The sequence below is a fragment of the Paenibacillus sp. FSL W8-0426 genome, from assembly GCF_037969725.1.
Lineage (GTDB): Bacteria > Bacillota > Bacilli > Paenibacillales > Paenibacillaceae > Paenibacillus > Paenibacillus hubeiensis.
Genome location: NZ_CP150203.1, coordinates 2,658,773 through 2,677,739 on the forward strand (window position 1 = coordinate 2,658,773; position 18,967 = coordinate 2,677,739).

The 18,967-nt window shown below is 50.6% G+C and carries 15 protein-coding genes; 13 read left to right on the top strand and 2 right to left on the bottom strand.

Annotated elements, in window-relative coordinates; translation table 11 throughout:
* Positions 1–37: 37 nt before the first annotated feature.
* Positions 38–301, top strand: coding sequence for a hypothetical protein (locus MKY59_RS12290; protein WP_236419535.1), 264 nt, complete (start codon positions 38–40; stop codon positions 299–301).
* A 284-nt stretch (positions 302–585) separates the two neighbouring features.
* On the opposite strand, the gene MKY59_RS12295 is transcribed toward MKY59_RS12290, so the two are convergent.
* Complete coding sequence (locus MKY59_RS12295) at positions 586–1,614, bottom strand: LacI family DNA-binding transcriptional regulator (RefSeq protein ID WP_236419537.1); 1,029 nt, start codon at positions 1,612–1,614, stop codon at positions 586–588.
* Positions 1,615–1,926: 312 nt separating this feature from the next.
* On the opposite strand from MKY59_RS12295, the gene MKY59_RS12300 reads away from it, so the two are divergent.
* From MKY59_RS12300 to MKY59_RS12340, 9 genes are all read left to right on the top strand, one after another.
* Positions 1,927–2,976 carry a 2,3-butanediol dehydrogenase gene (locus MKY59_RS12300; protein WP_236419539.1) on the top strand — a complete coding sequence of 350 codons (1,050 nt, stop codon included), beginning with the start codon at positions 1,927–1,929 and terminating at the stop codon, positions 2,974–2,976.
* A gap of 239 nt (positions 2,977–3,215) precedes the next feature.
* Positions 3,216–4,529: a hypothetical protein gene (locus MKY59_RS12305; protein WP_339277835.1), complete on the top strand. Its 1,314-nt coding sequence runs from the start codon at positions 3,216–3,218 to the stop codon at positions 4,527–4,529.
* A gap of 338 nt (positions 4,530–4,867) precedes the next feature.
* The gene (nagZ, locus tag MKY59_RS12310; protein WP_339278378.1) at positions 4,868–6,238 is read left to right on the top strand and encodes a beta-N-acetylhexosaminidase; all 1,371 of its coding nucleotides are present in this window, start codon (positions 4,868–4,870) and stop codon (positions 6,236–6,238) included.
* A gap of 403 nt (positions 6,239–6,641) precedes the next feature.
* Positions 6,642–7,346 carry a response regulator transcription factor gene (locus tag MKY59_RS12315; protein ID WP_339277836.1) on the top strand — a complete coding sequence of 235 codons (705 nt, stop codon included), beginning with the start codon at positions 6,642–6,644 and terminating at the stop codon, positions 7,344–7,346.
* Positions 7,343–8,326 (top strand): sensor histidine kinase, encoded by a 984-nt coding sequence (locus MKY59_RS12320; protein ID WP_339277838.1) that lies wholly within the window; start codon positions 7,343–7,345, stop codon positions 8,324–8,326. Before MKY59_RS12315 ends, MKY59_RS12320 begins: the two co-directional genes overlap by 4 nt.
* Positions 8,327–8,547: 221 nt before the next feature.
* Positions 8,548–9,318: an ABC transporter ATP-binding protein gene (locus tag MKY59_RS12325; protein ID WP_339277839.1), complete on the top strand. Its 771-nt coding sequence runs from the start codon at positions 8,548–8,550 to the stop codon at positions 9,316–9,318.
* The gene (locus tag MKY59_RS12330; RefSeq protein ID WP_339277841.1) at positions 9,293–11,239 is read left to right on the top strand and encodes an ABC transporter permease; all 1,947 of its coding nucleotides are present in this window, start codon (positions 9,293–9,295) and stop codon (positions 11,237–11,239) included. Before MKY59_RS12325 ends, MKY59_RS12330 begins: the two co-directional genes overlap by 26 nt.
* Before the next feature lie 678 nt (positions 11,240–11,917).
* Positions 11,918–12,997 (top strand): AI-2E family transporter, encoded by a 1,080-nt coding sequence (locus MKY59_RS12335; RefSeq protein WP_339277843.1) that lies wholly within the window; start codon positions 11,918–11,920, stop codon positions 12,995–12,997.
* 23 nt (positions 12,998–13,020) lie between these two features.
* Complete coding sequence (locus tag MKY59_RS12340) at positions 13,021–13,425, top strand: Asp23/Gls24 family envelope stress response protein (RefSeq protein ID WP_236419553.1); 405 nt, start codon at positions 13,021–13,023, stop codon at positions 13,423–13,425.
* Positions 13,426–13,459: 34 nt separating this feature from the next.
* Here MKY59_RS12340 and MKY59_RS12345 read toward each other — a convergent pair whose 3' ends face one another.
* On the bottom strand, positions 13,460–14,341 hold the full coding sequence (locus MKY59_RS12345) for an AraC family transcriptional regulator (protein WP_339277845.1): 882 nt from the start codon (positions 14,339–14,341) through the stop codon (positions 13,460–13,462).
* 161 nt (positions 14,342–14,502) lie between these two features.
* On the opposite strand from MKY59_RS12345, the gene MKY59_RS12350 reads away from it, so the two are divergent.
* From MKY59_RS12350 to MKY59_RS12360, 3 genes are all read left to right on the top strand, one after another.
* On the top strand, positions 14,503–15,507 hold the full coding sequence (locus MKY59_RS12350; RefSeq protein WP_339277846.1) for an aldo/keto reductase: 1,005 nt from the start codon (positions 14,503–14,505) through the stop codon (positions 15,505–15,507).
* A gap of 298 nt (positions 15,508–15,805) precedes the next feature.
* Positions 15,806–17,398, top strand: coding sequence for an AMP-binding protein (locus MKY59_RS12355; RefSeq protein WP_339277847.1), 1,593 nt, complete (start codon positions 15,806–15,808; stop codon positions 17,396–17,398).
* Between the two features lie 128 nt (positions 17,399–17,526).
* Positions 17,527–18,777 carry an aminopeptidase gene (locus MKY59_RS12360; RefSeq protein WP_339277848.1) on the top strand — a complete coding sequence of 417 codons (1,251 nt, stop codon included), beginning with the start codon at positions 17,527–17,529 and terminating at the stop codon, positions 18,775–18,777.
* The last annotated feature ends 190 nt before the right edge of the window (positions 18,778–18,967 follow it).

Sequence of the window (18,967 nt, forward strand, 5' to 3'; positions counted from 1 at the left end):
TCCCGAATAACGTTGAATGCAGATAAGGAGGGGGAACATGCGGCTGGTACTTAACCGAATCATGTTGATTGCATTTTACTTGGTAGGCGTGCTTTCCACGACGTTGGGCAATACGGGCATGGTCACTTTTGGGCTGGTCACGCTGGGCGTGCTGGCGCTTGTCGTGATTGAGGCAACCTTGAGAATGACCGACCAATCCAAACAGGATGCTTTGTATGCCAAGGTTCGTGCCATCGTTCAGGTACTGGTGGCCATACTCGTTACGGCAGCTTTGTTCAAACTGGTTTGGTATTTCTTTTAGATCACAGCAGAACGTTGGAGCAATGCCGATTGCACGACGATCACAGACACAGACCGGGTAGAGCTCAAGTTTTCAATCATTACATAGGTACGAAGGCAATTGCTGCTTTTCAAACGAGTTGGCAGGGGGCCAAGGAAACGCCGTAAGGCATAGCATTTCAAAGTAGAGAGAACGACAAACAAGGTGTTCTTCGACGGGTTGACCCGCGTCGGGAGCACCTTGTTTGCGTGATGACCGGCGTTTTGCCGGGAAGGGCAGCATGAACGCTTCATGCCTTCATCGCCCTATTCCCTCAGCGTCGAACGTGTCATGCTGACGCTTGACTCGCGTACGATAAGCCTGGGCTCGAACTGAATCCGTTCGTAGTCGCTGGAGCTCATGTCCCGAATGCGTTTAAGGAGCAATTCCGTTGCCAGCCTGGCCACTTCTTCGCCCATGATCGACACGGAACTGATCTTCGGCGAGCTGACCGTGGTCCATTGGTTGTTATCCACGCCAACGACGGCTACATCCTCCGGAACGCGAATGCCCAATTCCTTGAAACGGTTGACCAGGCCGATGGCCACCATGTCATTGATGGCATAGACGGCGTCCGGCATACGGGTCAGGCCGTAAAAATAGTCCGCCGCATTTGCGCCGGTCTGCAATGAAAAATCCTCCCCGAAGTAAACCAGCGAGATGTCGACATTCCCCAATGCTTGCTCGTACGCCCGATAACGTTCCTCGATAATGTCTTTGGGAGCGCCGGCATAAGCGATGCGGGTCCGGCCGATTTTGATCAGATGGTCCATGATCAGTTTGCCTTCAGGTTGGGAAAGGGAGACGATATCCGCATGAATGCCCTGTTCCAGTTTTTTGCCGTAATTGATCAGGGATATGGGTAATGGCGCTTTGTTGATCAGGGACGGCAATGTTTTGGGGTAGGCCAGGGGCATCATGATCAGCCCGTCGACATGCAGTTTTTTAATATGACGGATCGTTTCCAGCTCCGTGCGTGCATTGCCGGCGGTGTTAATCTGTACCACATGGTAACCATGCTGTTTGGCGGTCTGCTCGACCGACCACGAAATTTCCGGAATAATGGCATTGCGTATATCGGGCACAACGAGCGCGATTTGGTTGGTTTGGCGAATTTTCAGGCTTTGCGCGGACGTATTGGGAATAAAACCGAGTTCTTCAATCGCGAGCATGATTCGTTCCCTCGTTTTGCTGCTGATGCCCTTCGAGTTGTTGATGGCGCGGGAGACGGTGGCGATGCCTACGCCAGCCCGCTCGGCCACATCCTTGATTGTCACTTTATGTTCTTTGCTCACGTTAAAATCTGACCTCATTTCACCGGAAACGATTCCGATTTTTGGTTCGAAGTAATATATGGAACGATGGATATATATAGATTATAACACTTGCCGCGCGAATGTATCCGCATAAATATTGCAGCTGTGGGGAAAATGAATAGGCTTCAATGAAAGTGCTTTATTTCACATGGAGTTCATCGCGAGAATGGTTCAACTTTTAATTAAATAAAAGGAAATTTAAGTTTGACATGTTATCTAAAGTGTGACATATTTAACTACGGAAACGTTTCCGGAATTAATTTAAATCAAATCATCTGGGAGATGAAAGAAATGAAAGCACTTCGTTGGCATGGAGTTAAAGATTTGCGTCTCGAAAACATTGAAGAACCCCGCCCTGTCAAGGGAAAGGTTAAAATAAAAGTAGAATGGTGCGGGATTTGCGGCAGTGATTTGCACGAATATACAGCCGGGCCGATTTTCATTCCCGCGCAGGATCCGCATCCGCTAACAGGGGAGAAAGCACCGATCGTTATGGGCCATGAGTTTTCCGGTCAAGTGGTGGAGGTTGGCGAAGGCGTTACCCGCTTCAAGGCAGGCGATCGCGTGGTCGTTGAGCCGATCTATGCTTGCGGACACTGTGAAGCCTGCAAACAAGGACGATACAATCTGTGCGATGAGATGGGCTTCCTGGGTCTTGCCGGCGGCGGCGGGGGTTTCTCCGAATATGTGACGGCATGGGAAAACATGGTCCATCCGATTCCCGACTCCATTTCGTACGAACAGGGTGCCCTGGTTGAGCCTTCAGCCGTGGCGCTGCACGCAGTACGCCAAAGCAAACTGAAAGTAGGAGACACCGCAGCCGTGTTTGGCGCAGGTCCGATCGGTTTGCTCGTCATCGAGGCATTGAAAGCATCTGGCGCTTCCGAGATCTATGTGGTCGAGCTGTCTGAAGAGCGCAAAGCGAAGGCAGAAGAGCTTGGCGCAATCGTCATCGATCCAACCAAGTTCGACGTGGTGGATGAGATTCATCAACGGACGAATGGCGGCGTCAACGTAGCTTATGAGGTTACAGGCGTTCCTCCTGTTCTGCAGCAGGCGATTAACTCCACCCGCATTGGCGGCGAATTGATGATTGTTAGCATTTTCGAAAAGGAAGCGCCGATCATGCCGAATTCCATCGTCATGAAAGAACGTACCGTAAACGGCATCATCGGTTATCGCGACGTGTTCCCGGCCGTCATCAGCCTGATGGATAAAGGGTTCTTCCCTGCCGAGAAGCTCGTTACCAAACGGATTTCTTTGGATGAAGTCGTGAGCGAAGGGTTCGAAGCGCTTTTGAAAGAGAAAAACCAGGTTAAGATTCTCGTAAAAGCAGAGTAATGTCCTTGCAAGACGGGAATGACGCGGTACAGCTGTCTATCAAGTAGGCGGGTATCACGTATATTGCAATCGTTACAAGAGGCAAAGCTATCGGCGGCAGCGGATAGTTTGCCTCTTTTTTGCGCATCGTGGGCGGACTTTGTTGCAAGCATGTACGGTTTCACATAGTATAAAAGGATACAAAATGTATCGTTTATAGCTCGGAATCAATGAGAATACGCAAGAAGGAGGAAGTGGACATGCAGAGCAATAGCAAGTGGATTGCGTTCATGTTGACCATTGCCGCAGGCTTGGGATGGTTGGCGGCAGGGAAATTTCAGACGAAATCACATGTACCGCAGGAACTGCCGCCGCAGGGAGAGCAGGTAATGGCTAAGGCAAAGGTATCCAGCATTCCGGGGCCTTCGTCCGACGTGACTTCCAAAATCGAATTTCTGGGCAAACCGTTCAACAAAGCGCCTTATGCCAACAACGTTTGGGATATGCAGCTGTACAACGGGAAAATTTATTTGGGCTTTGGGAACAGCAGCAACACTGGTCCATCTCCGAATGCGGGGCCCATTCCCATCATCTACTATGATGCCGCAGGTTCGTCGTTTACGACCCAATCGGTAAAAAGCAGCAACCCGTCCCTGAAGTCTGCGCCCAAAAAGACAGTCGACGAAGAGCAGATTGACATATTCAAAGTGCTTGACGGCAAACTGTATATTCCGGGAAATGATTCGGACGGGGAAGAATGGTCATTAGGCAATTTCTATCGATTGGACGGGGACGTTTGGACGAAATACCGCAATTTGCCTTCGGGCATTCATGTATATGACATGGCATGGTATCAAGGAAAATTATTTGCCGCCATCGGTACGGATCGTAAACCGACAGTGCTTGTTTCCCACGACATGGGCGAAAGTTGGCAGGTGTTTGCAACGATGAATGCGCTCGGAATGCGTGCCTATTCGCTGTTCGAAATCAACGGCAAGTTGTATGCTTCCGCCATGTTGTATCCGGACAACAAAATATGGGGCGACAAAACAAACATTCTGGAAATCAACGCAAAGCTGGAAAAGAAAGAAGTGGTGGTGTACGGGAAAAACCTGCTCCCTGGGCTGACGTACCAGCAAGGGACAGTTCCGTATAACAAAATCGGCAAAAAGGTCAATTTCAACGGCAAACTGGTCTACATTATTGGCAGCGTATTCAACGACCATCAACTGCTGCCCAAATCGTTGAACGTTATGACGGATATCCATCAGGCCCGAAGGGTTGCGCTGCCTGATGCAAAAGCTTTGCCGACGGATGTGCTCGCTCGCGACGGCAAAGTGTACGTTTTGACATATACGCGGTTAAGCGCCAACTCATATATCAACCGGGTATACCAAACGACCGATTTGGGCACATGGAACGAGGTGCTGCGTTTTAAACAGGACACGTACGCCAAATCGTTCGAGGAATATGACGGTGATTTCTACTTCGGCCTGGGCACGGATCCGGATGTGCTTTCTCCCTCGTCGGGAAAATTGCTGCGGGTTCGAAGCCAGTATATTCCGAAGATATAATTTAACCCGGATGAAGGATTACGATGGAATTAAAGGAAAACCAACGTACAGCCGCCGTATTGGCGGCTATTTTACGAGACTATAATGATAATTTCAATATATGAAAAATTCATAATAGAAAACCAAGCTCTCGCGCACGCTCTTGCCCACATTCCGCCAGGGATCGGTTCCCGCGCTTCGAATAACGTGAATGTCTGCCAGACCGTTACACCTATGCAACGTGTTGGTCAGGTGGAACAAGGGAGATTGGTTTTGAAAAAACGGATACATATGATATGGTAGGCCTGAACCTTTGATTCGCTTCACGATACGCACAAGGAGGCAAACATACATTGAATATGAAGCCACATGAGCAGAACCACCGCACGAGACAGAGATACAGGGGTTTCGTTCTATTCCTGCTGCTGGGCACGATGATTATGCTGGCAGCTTGCGGACAATCCGGGCAACCCAATCCTTCGGCCAGTCCCGATGCCGGTACAGGCCAGGAAGGAACCGGGAACAGCAGCGGCCAAGCCGGATCTGCCGGGAGCGGCTCCCAACCGGAAGCGGGGAACTCGCCCGGGAACGACCCAGAGGAAGGCACGACGCCATCCCAGGAGAACCATGATCCCGTTCAGGAGCAGTTGGATCAGATGACCCTGGAGGAAAAAGTGGGGCAAATGATCCTCGCCGGCGTTCAAGGCACTGTGCTGGATGACCAGGCTCGCCGCATGATTGCCGACCAAAAGGTTGGCGGCATTATTTTATATGCGAACAACGTGACAACGCTGGATGGAACAGCGAAGTTCGTGCAATCCATTAAAGAAGCGAACCGTTCCAATCCTGTTCCCATTCTGATGGGTGTAGACCAGGAAGGCGGCAAGGTAAGCCGCATGCCCGATGAAGTGAAGTCGATTCCTTCCAATGGAAAGGTGGGCAAAACCAAGGACGCAGGCCTTGCAGAAGAGATGGGCACGCTGCTGGCAAGGCAGGTGAAGCTTGCCGGATTCAATCTCGATTTTGCCCCGGTGCTGGACGTAAACAGCAACCCGAATAACCCGGTCATTGGCGACCGTTCATTCGGCAGCACGGCTGAGCTGGTGTCCCGTCTGGGCGTGGCCGAGATGAAGGGGCTGCGCAGCGAAGGCATCATTCCGGTCGTGAAGCATTTTCCCGGTCACGGGGATACGTCGGTCGATTCCCATTTGGAGCTGCCTGTGGTAAACAAAACGGAGCAGCAATTGGCAAAGCTGGAGTGGATTCCTTTTGAAGCGGCGATCAAGGAGAACGCCGAGGCGGTCATGGTGGCCCATATTTTATTTCCGAAGCTTGATTCCAAGTACCCGGCATCGCTCTCTAACGTCATTATCGGCGAACATCTGCGCGGCAAATTCAATTATCAAGGCGTCGTCATCACGGATGATCTCAGCATGGGAGCCATCGCCAAAAACTTCAAGCTGGATGAAGCCGCCCTGGCAACTGTTCGTGCAGGCAGCGATATTTTGCTCGTCGCCCACAGTTACGAAAGCGCAAAGACGATTTTTGATACGCTGATCGATGCGGTAAAGAAAGGCAAGCTCGACGAATCCCGCATCGACGAAAGCGTCTATCGCATTTTGGCATTGAAACGGAAGGCGGGCCTGTCGGACGAAAGGCAGGCTTCCGGCGATCTGACCCAGTTGAATAAAGACATTACGAACTGGCGCAAACAGGTGGAAGCACGTTGATGTAACATTTGAGGAAATCCGATGAGGATATGGAACGAAGGCATTCGTGCCGGGCAGCTTTCCGCGTGCATGGGGGGGCTTGTTCGGCCCTTTTTGTTATGCGCACAGGGGCTCCTTCGCTTATTTATTTGCGCTGTTAGGTTGCCAGATGGGACAGTTGTGATATGATTTGTGCTGGAGTGGATTGCGAAACATCTTCCGATCGCTATTATCCCCAGATTTTTTTGATCCCCTTTTTCAAAGGGAAAATCCGGTGATAAACACGAAGCGTATGCTTTCGATGGAGCTTTCTTACAGAAAGCTTTTAGCTCCGCTTCTGCAGATTCTTTCTGCCCCCTCCGTTTTTGTGTAAATTTCTGGTTCAACCTATATAGATGATATAAGTTAAAGGTGGTACTGCTTGATGTATACCATAATGGTTATCGAAGATGATCCCAAAATTGCGGGTTTGTTATGTTCGCATATTGAACGATACGGGGACAGGGCCGTAAAGGCGCTGGATTTCGAAGGAATATTGCAGCAGTTTGAGCAACTGCAGCCCCATCTTGTGCTGCTCGATATCAATTTGCCAAGCTATGACGGGTTTTACTGGTGTCGGCAGATCCGCACGGTTTCCACATGTCCGATCCTTTTTATTTCGGCGCGTAGCGGCAAAATGGACCAGGTCATGGCGCTCGAAAACGGAGCTGACGATTATATCACCAAACCTTTCGAGCATGAGATCGTCATGGCCAAAATCCGCAGCCAGCTGCGGAGGGTCTACGGCGACTACGCGGCAAGGCATGAAGAACGCACCGTGGAACTGGACGGTCTGAAATTGTACCTTGAAAGCATGGAGATTCAATGGGGCGACGCCAAAGTCCAGCTCACGAAAAAAGAAACGATTTTGCTGGAGACGCTGTTGCGCCGCAGTCCCAAACTGGTGAGCCGGGAGACGATTTTGGAGAAGCTGTGGGACGATTCCTTTGTGGACGACAATACGCTTAGCGTTAACGTTACGCGTGTTCGCAAACGCTTGGCAGAGCTTGGCATTTCGGACGCGCTGGAAACGGTAAGGGGTTCCGGTTATCGGTTAATCAACCATTGGAAAGCGGTTCAGGAACCATGAGGCTGTTCATCCGGGAACATATCGCGTTGACGGTTTGGATCTTTGCCATATTGCTCGCCGTCATCGCCGTATTCTGGTATGACGGGTATGATCACTGGCTTACCGCTGCATATGCGGCTTTTCTGGGTTTGTTTCTGTATGCGGGCTATCTGTGCTATCGTTATTTATCGCATCGCCAGTTTTATCGGCGCATGTCCAGACCGATGACTTCCTTGCAGGAATTCGTCTCTCTAAACGAAACCGCCCCGTTGACGCAGGCATTGGACCGACTGATGGACTCCCAATACGGCCATTACCATGCAAGGCTGCACGGGATGGAGCAAAGACAGCAAGAATATTTGACGTTCATGAACCAATGGGTGCATCAGATGAAAACACCGCTGTCCGTCATCGAGTTGACCGTGGAGGGTCAGGAGGATGACGATCTGCGGCTTGCAAGCATTCGCGAGGAAGCCGACCAACTCCGGCGAGGATTGGAGAACGTATTGTATGTCGCGCGTTTGGAGACGTTCGAACAGGATTTCAGCGTCGAACCCGTACGGCTGAAGGCGGTGGGCGAAGACGCTGTTCATGAACTGAAGCGTTTTTTTATTCGCAGCCATGTTTATCCCGACATGCAGATCGAAGACGATCTGGTCGTACAGTCTGATGCCAAATGGCTGCGCTTCGTTCTGGTCCAATTGTTGTCCAATGCCATTAAATACTCCGCAGGCAGCGAACAGAAAATAAAGCTGCGAGCTTACCGGGCGGAGCATGCCATGATTTTGGAGGTGCAGGATCGGGGCGTGGGCATTCCGAAATCGGACCTGAACCGGGTGTTTCAACCTTTTTTCACAGGGGAGAACGGCCGGCACTTCAAGGAATCTACCGGCATGGGATTGTACATCGTCAAGGAAGTGCTGACCCGCATGAATCATTCGGTGGAGCTGGAATCCGTCCGGGGAGAAGGTACATTGGTACGGATTCGTTTTGAAAGTTAAAGCGGTTAGGAAACACGCTGTCCAAAAAGACGTCAGTGCCTATACAAGGCGCGGACGTTTTTCTTTTGTGGCAACCTTACAACAATGTCATGATCGTGAAAGGTTAATCCATAGGAGAATAGCGGAAACTTCGATAGACTGGGATCAGCAAAGAAAACTGCGTTTCGATAAAACGGCGGTTTGAGTCAAGCCGATTTTTGGAAAGAAAGGGGTTCTAAATCATGGAAATTTGCTCGGTCAAGCAAATCAGCAAAATTTATAAAGGCATCGTATCTCACGAAGCGTTATCCGGAATCGATCTGAGCATTCAGGAGGGTGAGTTCGTAGGCATTATGGGGCCGTCCGGCAGCGGCAAAACGACGCTTCTGAACATGATCTCGACGATCGACCGTCCGACCTCGGGCGAACTGAACATTGGAGGACGTGATCCGTTTGCGCTGCATGCCGATGAACTTGCCTTGTTCCGGCGCAGGGAATTGGGATTTGTATTTCAATCGTTCAACTTGCTCAATACGCTCACGGTGAAGGAAAACATCGTATTGCCGCTCACGCTGGACGGAGTATCCGTCCAAGAAATGAACGAACGTGCGGCGAGGTTGGCTGACAAGCTGGGAATTGCGGACATTCTCGATAAGCGTACTTTCGAAATATCGGGCGGGCAAGCCCAACGGACGGCGATCGCGCGTGCGCTGATTCACGGGCCCAAACTGATTCTTGCGGACGAACCTACCGGAAACCTCGATTCGAAGGCCGCCCGCGACGTGATGGAGATGCTGGAACGCCGGAACCGCGAGGACCGGGCCACGATGCTGCTGGTTACGCATGATGCGGTGGCCGCGAGTTACTGCAGCCGGGTCGTGTTCATCAAGGACGGGCAGCTGTACAACGAAATTCATTACGGGGACAACCGGCCTGCGTTCTACCAGCGAATCATCAATGTGTTGTCTTTGATGGGGGGAACGGGACATGAATTTTCGCCAGTTCGCCATTAACAACGTCGTTCGGAACAAGCGCATCTATCTCGCTCATTTTCTCAGCAGCACGTTTTCCGTCATGATTTTTTTTACCTACGCGCTTTTGTTGTTTCATCCGGACTTGAAAAGCGGATTGCAAGGTTCGAACAGCACGGTAACGATGCTGGCGAATCAGGGAATGATCGTAGCGGAGATCGTCATCTTTGTGTTCTCGTTTCTGTTTTTGTTATATTCGGTCGGCTCGTTTCTGAAAACGCGCAAAAAGGATTTTGGAATTTTTCTGATTCTGGGCATGACCAAAAGGCAGATGAATCGGTTGCTGTTTTTGGAGAACATGTGCATCGGGGCAGCGGCTACGGTGGCGGGCATCGGTTTGGGTGTGATCTTTTCCAAGTTGATTCTGCTCATTTGCGGCTCCATGCTGGCCGTGGAGAACGGTCTGCCCTTTTATTTTCCAGGCAAGGCCATTCTGCTCACCGCATTTGCCTTCCTTGTTTTGTTTGCGGTGATTGCGCTGTCCTCTTCGTTGTTGATCCGTAAGGGGACGTTGATCGACCTTGTCAAATCGGAAGAAAAACCGAAACCGGAGCCAAAAGCATCGCCTTGGTTAGCATCACTATCCCTAATGGCCATCCTAGCCGGTTATGCGGGGGTATTTGTTTTCGTATGGGACAATCCTTCCTTCCCACTGCTGCTGGGCAGCGTGGTGGCCGTAATTGTCGGTACGTATCTGCTCTTTACGCAGCTCAGCGTATATGTGATTCGTGCGTTGAAAAGACGTCCGGGCCTGTTTTTTCGCAAAACGAACCTGCTCTTTCTATCAGAACTGACCTACCGCATGAAGGATAATGCAGTCATGTTTTTTATGGTGACCGTGATTTCGGCGTCTTCATTTACGGGGATTGGTACGATGCTGGCTTTGGCGGATCCGGGACTGTCGGCCATGACCAATCCATATGGATTCAGTTATGAGGCGGCCGGCGATCCCGCGGCGGAAGCGAAACATATCCGGATGGTAGAGGAAGCGCTGGTGGATCATGAACTTTCTTATCAAAAGGGAAGCTATGTCCCTATGTACACGTATGATGGGGAGATCTTTATCAAACTTGAGGATTATAACCGATTATCTTCCGCGCTTGGGTACGGGGAAAGGCAGTTGGGGGAACAAGAGGCATTTTTGACGCCAGGCAGCTTGCAGCAGCGGAAAAAAATTCGGGCTGGTGAGAACAGCTTTACGGGCGAAACGCTTGAATTCAATGTGGAGGACATTTGGCAAAAAGTAACGTTAACGCTGCCCGGCACGGAGATCGTGCTGCCGTTTGAGGGCAATTCGTCCATCTATGTCATTTCGGATAAGTTATACGACAGGTTGTTCCCCATTTATATTGGCGGCGATTCCAGCGAATATAACGGGGTGACCATCACGCAATTCGTGGTCAAGGACTGGATGCGTACACGCAGCTTTGCAGCAGAATTGCTGGAGCAAATCCAGAACACGCCAACTTCCGAGGGGTACTTCTATCCGACCTCGCTCGTGTTGGATTGGCTTCATTCGAAGCAAACGAACGGGATCATTCTCATACTTAGCAGCCTGGTTGGCATCGTGTTTTTCACCTTTGCGGCCAGCTTTACTTACTTCCGGTTGTATGCAGACCTGGATCGGGACGAGCAGCAGTATCGTATGGTCGGAAAGATGGGGCTGAGCCGTCCCGAATTGCGAAAGATTGTGACCAGTCAGCTCGTATTGATGTTTTTCCTGCCATTACTGGTTGCTGTGTTCCATAGTTCCGTCGCCTTTGTGGCGCTGCAGCAGCTGGTCGATTTCTCGGTGCTGGGACACAGCCTGCGCATTTTCCTGGTGTTTGCGTCCATGCAGCTCGCGTACTTTGCGGTTGTGCGCTGGCGTTATTTGAGAAACATGTACACCAAACTGGTTTGAACCCGTCGGGGCAAATGCAGTTGGTAAAGAAAAACATAAAAGGCGCCCATCATGTCATGGCTCCACGCCGAGGCAGAAGTGGCGCCTTTTTGGTTTGCCTTTGAATGGGCGATGGGGATCGGTTTGGGGAAAAGGAATTTGCTAGTGGATTATGTTACAATTATTGGGGAGTTCCGGATATGTTGATCATGATGCCGCTTCATCCAAATACATATAAAAAAAGTAGTAGAATCAAGAAAAAATGAAGGTGAATTCGAACGAAATGGAGAGACTGTGGTGTGAAAATAGGATATTTCAATATTGACACAAAAAAAAGAGAGACCAGACGGACGTTCAAACGTAGAAGACAAGTGACCCGAATGGGATAGGTAAAAAGGATAGATATATAAACCGCAAAAAACATCCACACGTTAACGGAGAGGCAGAACCAATCTGGAGAAGCGAAGCGTTCGCCTAAAAGCTTTCTGAAAGAAAGCTGCATCGGAAGCATAGGCTTATCACCGGATTTCCCCTTTAAAAAAGGGATTGGAAAAAAATCCGGGGATAACAGCGATCGGAAGATGGTGCTGCACTTGCAGTGGCCTAGTGTGATTACTGTTGCTGTTTATATAGGAAGGCCATACAGAAAAGAAACGCATTGGCCGATAACCATAAAAAGGATAGCTGGAGGGGAAATGTTTGTTTAAAGGAAATTCATTCGTTCGTATCAGCATCGGACTTGCCCTGGTGCTCATCAACATCTACCTGTTGTCACGGGTGAGCTTTATTTTTCAGCCACTCGTCACCATGGTGACGGTCATTACAATTCCGATGATGCTGTCGGTATTCTTCTATTATTTGCTGCGGCCGCTGGTGAATTATATGGAGAAGAAAAAGATCAACCGTACCGTCAGCATCCTGCTGATCTATCTGGTCTCCGCAGCCATTCTGGCCTTGTTCATCGTTGGATTATGGCCGTCCTTAAGGGATCAGCTGAAAAATCTCGTGGACAACGCGCCTAACATGATTAATGCGTTGAGCGCACAATTAAAGGAACTGGAGCAGAGCGGGATATTTACAACCCTGTTCCCTGAAAGCTCCAATCCGTTGTCCCAGATTACCGAATATGTAAACAAGGGATTCAACTTCGTCACCGATTATGTTTCCAGTGCGATCTCGCTCATTTCGAGTTTTGCGATTATTTTGTTTACGTTCCCGATCATTCTGTTCTACATGCTGAAGCAGGGGGAGAAATTCGGGCGCAAGCTGGTTCATATCGTGCCGAAACGGTTCCAGAAGGACAGCCGCGAAGTGGTATTGGAAATCGATCAGGCTCTAAGCGGCTTCATTGTGGGCCGAGTGATCGTGAATCTGGCTCTTGGCGTGCTGATGTATGTCGGGTTTCTGTTCATCGGTTTGCCGTATGCGTTATTGTTGACCGTCATCGCGGTGATCATGAACTTCGTTCCGTTCATCGGGGCGATTGTGTCGGCGATACCGATCGTCATCATCGGTCTCATCCAGTCGCCTTCAGTGGCGATCTGGTCGCTTATCATTATTTTGGTCGCTCAGCAGATTCAAGATAATCTGGTTGCACCTTATGTATTTGGCAAGAAACTGGACATTCACCCGCTGACAACCATTATTCTGGTGCTGGGCGCCGGGGATCTGGGGGGCATCATCGCCATTCTCATCATCATCCCGGTCTACATGACTTTCAAAATTATTCTGGTTCGCATCTATCAATTATTCTTTAAAGACAAATGGGAAAATGCCTAAACGCAGAAATGGAGTGGATAATCATGAACGAATTAACGCAATCGATCCTTAGCGAAGAAGAGAATACGAATGGACTGGCGGCACAGGAAACACAACCTTTAAAGGCGGGTACGATCCATGTCACGAATGACGTCGTATCGAAAATAGCGGCCATGGCCGCACAAACGACGGTTGGCATCGCATCGATGTCGGCCGGTTTGTCGGAAGGCATCGCCAAGAGCGTTCTGGGCAAAGGCCTGCAAAAGGGAATCGACATTAAAATGGATGAATCCGGCGTCTCCATCCATCTGCGCGTCGTTGTCGCTTACGGTTGCAAAATGCACGAGGTATGCCGGAAGCTGCAGCAAAATGTCTGCGAGCAGGTTCAGGACTTCACCGGGCTGCACGTAAACGAAATTCGGGTACATGTCGTGGGCGTGTCCATGTAATCTTTCAACTATTCATCAAAGCAGCACCTCCCCGTCAACCGTTTCGTTGGGGGAAGGTGCTGCTTTTTAGTTCACGGTAGCGCGAAGGGGCGCTGCCCATCACTTTTTTGAACATTTTCGAAAAAAGCAGCTGATCGTTGTAACCGACGGAACGTGCGATATCGCCGATCGTGAATCCTTGATCCAAAAGCAATTCCGCCGCCCGGCGCATGCGATAGTGGACGAGGTAAGACTGGATGCTGCTGCCCATTCGCTCCTTGAACAAGGAGCACAAATAACTTCGCTGCAGGCCGACTTGGGAAGCGATGGATTGCACGGTAACGGCATTGGCATAATTCGTTTCAATGAAATCGATGACCTGCGTGACGTAAGCGTCTTTCGTAAAAGGTTCTATCTTGCTCTCATGGCGTTGTTCGGAAGACGCGGCCAAGATGGAGAACAATTGGTAGAGCAAACCAAGCATGCCGATTTCCCAGCCTTTTCGGGTGTCGCGGGCGTGCACGATCCGATGCAGGCAGGAGCGCATTTCTTCATCATGCTCCAGGCTGAACACGGGCTGATGCTCGGAGAGCCCCGCTTGACTGAGCAGCATTTCGCAGGTGTTTCCTTCGAAAGCAACCCAGCTGTACTCCCATGGATCGTCGGCATCGGCTTCATAATAAACGACCGAGTGAGGCACGATGAGGAACCCTTGTCCTTTGCGCAGCTCATGGGTTTGTCCGTTGACTCTGAAGATCCCTTTGCCGCCCAGGATGTAATGGATTTTATAATAATCTCTCATCGCCGGACCGAAGTGATGGCGGGGAGTACAAGGTTCTGTTCCGTAATGGAGCAGCTGGAGATCCTGAAATTGATCGTTTCGAAACATGTACGTAATCAAGGCTGCACGCTCCATTATAAAAGAGTGATCTTGCATTTTGACATATGTATTATCATATAATGTTTATCATTTATCGGTATTATAGTACTTTAACGATCATTTTTCCATATGAATATAGCGTGATGCCATACCGTTGTCCCGGGTGGAATGTCTAAGATAAAAGTAGCTTCCATTCCGAAAAGAAAAGAGAGATGCTCATGACTTATATTTCCAATGAACAACGATACGATGAAATGAAATATGCCCGCTCAGGCAGAAGCGGCATCCGATTGCCCCAGATCGCGCTTGGATTATGGCAAAATTTCGGCGGCAACCGCACCTTGGATATTCAGGAAGAAATGATTTTGCGTGCGTTCGACCTGGGCATCAATCATTTTGACCTGGCGAACAACTATGGTCCGCCGCCCGGATCGGCTGAAGAAAATTTCGGCATTATTCTCAAAAAGCATTTGCGGCCTTATCGCGACGAATTGCTCATCTCTTCGAAGGCTGGTTATTATATGTGGAAGGGGCCTTACGGCGAATGGGGGTCGCGCAAAAATTTGATTGCGAGCCTTGATCAAAGCTTGAAACGCATGGGCCTGGATTATGTGGACATCTTCTATCATCATCGTCCGGACCCGAATACGCCGCTTGAAGAAACGATGGCTGCATTGGACCATATCGTCAGACAAGGCAAGGCGCTGTATGTCGGGTTATCCAACTATAATGCGGAGCAGACCAAGGAAGCGGTAAGCATTCTGCGTAGTCTGGGAACGCCATGCCTTCTGCATCAGCCGAATTATTCCATGCTGAACCGCTGGATCGAGGATGGCCTGCAGGATGTGCTGCACGAGCAGGGCGTGGGTTCAATTGCCTTCTGTCCGCTGGGACGGGGGCAGCTGACGAACAAATACGTGGACAAACTGAAAGAGGAACGAGCAAACCCGTCGGGCAGCCTGCGTCCGGAAGCGTACACGGATGAACGCATTGCCAAATTCGAAGCGCTTCAGGATATCGCTGCCCGCAGAGAACAAACGATTTCGCAGCTTGCATTGAACTGGGTGCTGCGCGGGGACCGGGTCACGTCTGCCTTGATCGGCGCGAGCCGTGTATCCCAGATCGAAGAGAACGTGGCTGCCTTGCAGGCGCCGGAGCTGACGACGCCGGAGCTGCAAGACATTGAAGCGGTATTGGACGGAATCGGAAACTATGCATGGTAATTAGAATGACGTGCGTCTAGAACGATTTTGGCGAGATGAATGAGTATTTATCAGAAGCGGCCTGTAACGGCTGCTTCTTTTATGTTGAAACGATGGTTTTCAAATGAATTTCTCTAACATGGCTTTAATATCATTCTTTTCGAAACCATATTTGTAAGATCATGCAGGCATGTATTTGACCGGTGTTTATTTTTTTGCGGATTAGGCACAGTTCATGGCACCAGGTCCTAGCATTTAGGGTATAATGGAACAATGTACACCGATTCATACCACGGAATTACAAAGGAGTGGCTTCACCATGAATTTTCAACAGTGGATTTCGCCGGAAATCTATAACATGACCTCGGAGATGGAGAACCACCCGCAGGATCGGGTTGCCCTTCGCTGGATCAGCGATCAGGCTGAAATGGAAGAGATCACGTATGGTGACCTGCTTAAACAGGCGAACCGTCTTGCAGCCGGACTGAGCAGCCTGGGTCTCGTCAAAGGCGACCGGGTGCTCGTCATGGTTCCCAGACGGATCATCGCATACGTTATATACATTGCTTGCCTGAAGCTTGGCATTGCCATTATTCCTTCTTCGGAAATGCTGCGTGCCAAAGATTTGGAATATCGTCTCCGCCATTCTGAAGCCCGCGCCGTCATCGTGTGGAACGAAACGACGTCGGAAGTGGAGAAAATCGACGCCGACTTGCCATCGCTCGCACACCGTATCGTTGCCGGACCGCAAGGAGACGAAGCTGTGCCTGGCGAAGGCTGGCTGCATGTTCAGCAGCTGATGCAGGGGCAGCCGGATGTGCTGCCTGCCGTGGAGACGCATCGTGATGATATCGCGATTCTCGCATATACTTCCGGAACGACAGGTAACCCGAAAGGTGTCGTTCATAGCCATGGCTGGGCATATGCCCACTTGAGGATTGCGTCAACGCTCTGGCTGGACGTGCAGCCTTCGGACGTCGTGTGGGCTACGGCTGCGCCGGGATGGCAAAAGTGGATTTGGAGCCCCTTCCTGTCCGTCTTGGGAAAAGGCGCTACCGGCCTGATCTACAGCGGGTCATTCCATCCGCAGCGTTACTTGCAGTTAATGCAGCAGCAGCGCATCAACGTACTCTGCTGTACGCCGACCGAATATCGGCTGATGGCCAAAACGGATGACCTTGGACATTTCGACTTGTCCAGCCTGCGCAGCGCGGTATCGGCAGGCGAACCGCTGAACCAGGAAGTGATCGAAATTTTCCAGCGTCATTTCGACTTGACGATTCGGGACGGGTATGGACAAACCGAAAGTACGCTGGTGATCGGCAGTCTTTCCGGGGCTCCTGTCCGGATTGGCTCCATGGGACAGTCCATTGCGCCAGGTCTGGTCGTGGTCATTGACAAAGACGGCCATCCGCAGCCAGCCGGAGAGGTAGGGGACATTGCGGTACATAAAGACATGCCTGCGCTGTTCCGTGAGTATTATAAAGATGAAGGCCGCAAGGAAGCGAACCTGCGCGGGGACTACTTCGTAACCGGGGATCGCGCGAGCGTGGATGAAGAGGGTTATTTCTGGTTCGAGGGCCGCAGCGACGACATCATTATCAGCTCAGGATATACGATTGGGCCGTTCGAGGTAGAGGAAGCACTCATGAAACACCCGAGCGTGAGGGAATGTGCCGTGGTGGCGAGTCCGGACGAAATCCGCGGCCATGTGGTCAAGGCGTTTGTTGTGCTGAAAGACGCTTCCCAATCTTCGCCCGAGCTGGTGAAAGAGCTGCAAAATCATGTGAAGACATGGACGGCCCCTTACAAATATCCGCGTAAAGTCGAATTCGTGGCCGACCTGCCCAAAACCAATTCAGGCAAAATTCGGCGCATCGAGCTGCGCGAGCAGGAAAAACGCAACGGTTAATCTGTAAACAAACCTACACACGTTAACGGAGAGGCAGAACAATCCGGAGAAGCGAAGCGTGGTTTCTATAGACGCAGTTTTTGGGTGTCTTAGCAGCCCAGACTACTACCATCAGGAGTGAAATGATCATGAGTACATTTGAACAAAGCTTTGAACAATCTTTGGAACAATATGCGGAACTCGTCGTGCGAGTCGGCGTCAACATTCAGAAAGGACAGGTGCTGATCGTTACGGCTCCGATTGAAACGTTGGATCTGACCCGGCTGATCGTACAGAAGGCTTATGCCGCAGGCGCGAAATACGTGCAAGTCGATTTCGAGGACGACATCATTACGCGCAGCCGTTTCATCCACGGTTCGGATGACAGCTTCGATTATTATCCGTCCTGGAAAACGGAGATGCTGGAGAAGTTCGCGGCCGAAGGCGGCGCAACATTGACGATCAAAGTCCCTGATCCGGATCTGTACAACGGCATCGATTCGGACAAGGTGTCGCGTGCAACCAAGGCTGCGGCAACCGCTCGCCGCGGATTTTCCAAATACACGCGCAACCACGAAATCAGCTGGTGCTTGATCAAAGCGCCGACGAAAGCGTGGGCGAACAAAGTGTTTGCCGACATTCCGGAAGAAGAACGGATCAGCGTCATGTGGGACACCATTTTCAAAATGAATCGCGTCGACGGCGGCGATGCCGTGGAAAATTGGAAAAATCACCTGAAAACGCTGAACGACATGAACGCCATCCTGAATGCCAAAAACTATAAAAGCCTTCACTATCGCGCGCCAGGCACCGATCTGAAGATCGAGCTTGTCGACGGGCATATCTGGCATGGCGGAGGCGGCGAGAATAAAGAAGGCCACTATTTTGTCGCCAACATGCCGACCGAAGAAGTGTTCACCATGCCGAAGCGCAGCGGGGTCAACGGTTATGTCAGCAGCACGATGCCGCTGAATTTGAATGGCCAATTGGTTGATCAGATCAAGATCACATTTAAGGATGGACAGGTCGTTGCGTTCAGCGCCGCATCCGGCGAGGAGCATCTGAGAAACCTGTTTTCCACCGATGAGGGTGCGCGTTATCTGGGTGAAGTGGCGCTTGTGCCGCATGATTCCCCGATTTCGAACCTGAACCGCATTTTCTACAATACCGGCGTGGACGAAAATGCTTCTTGCCATCTTGCGGTGGGGAGCGCATATCCGTTTTGCATGAAGGACGGCACCACGATGAACAACGAAGAGCTGTTAAAGCATGAATGCAACGTCAGCCTGACCCATGTGGACTTTATGATCGGTTCCGCAGAACTGGATATCGACGGGGAATTGCCGGATGGCACGATCGAGCCGGTATTCCGCAAAGGCAACTGGGCGTTCAACAACTAATTCTCGCATGCTTGTCACCCAAAGAGCGGATCACGTAGGCCATCCTGCCTGCATGATCCGCTCTTTTTTTGATTTAGTGCGGTCTGCGAAACGCTTCCTGATCTTCTCTGATGAGAAGAGGCTGCACTATCTATTGGGCAAGTGAAGTTATCGCATGTTCATTTTCCTTGGAAAGCGGATTTAGGCCCCT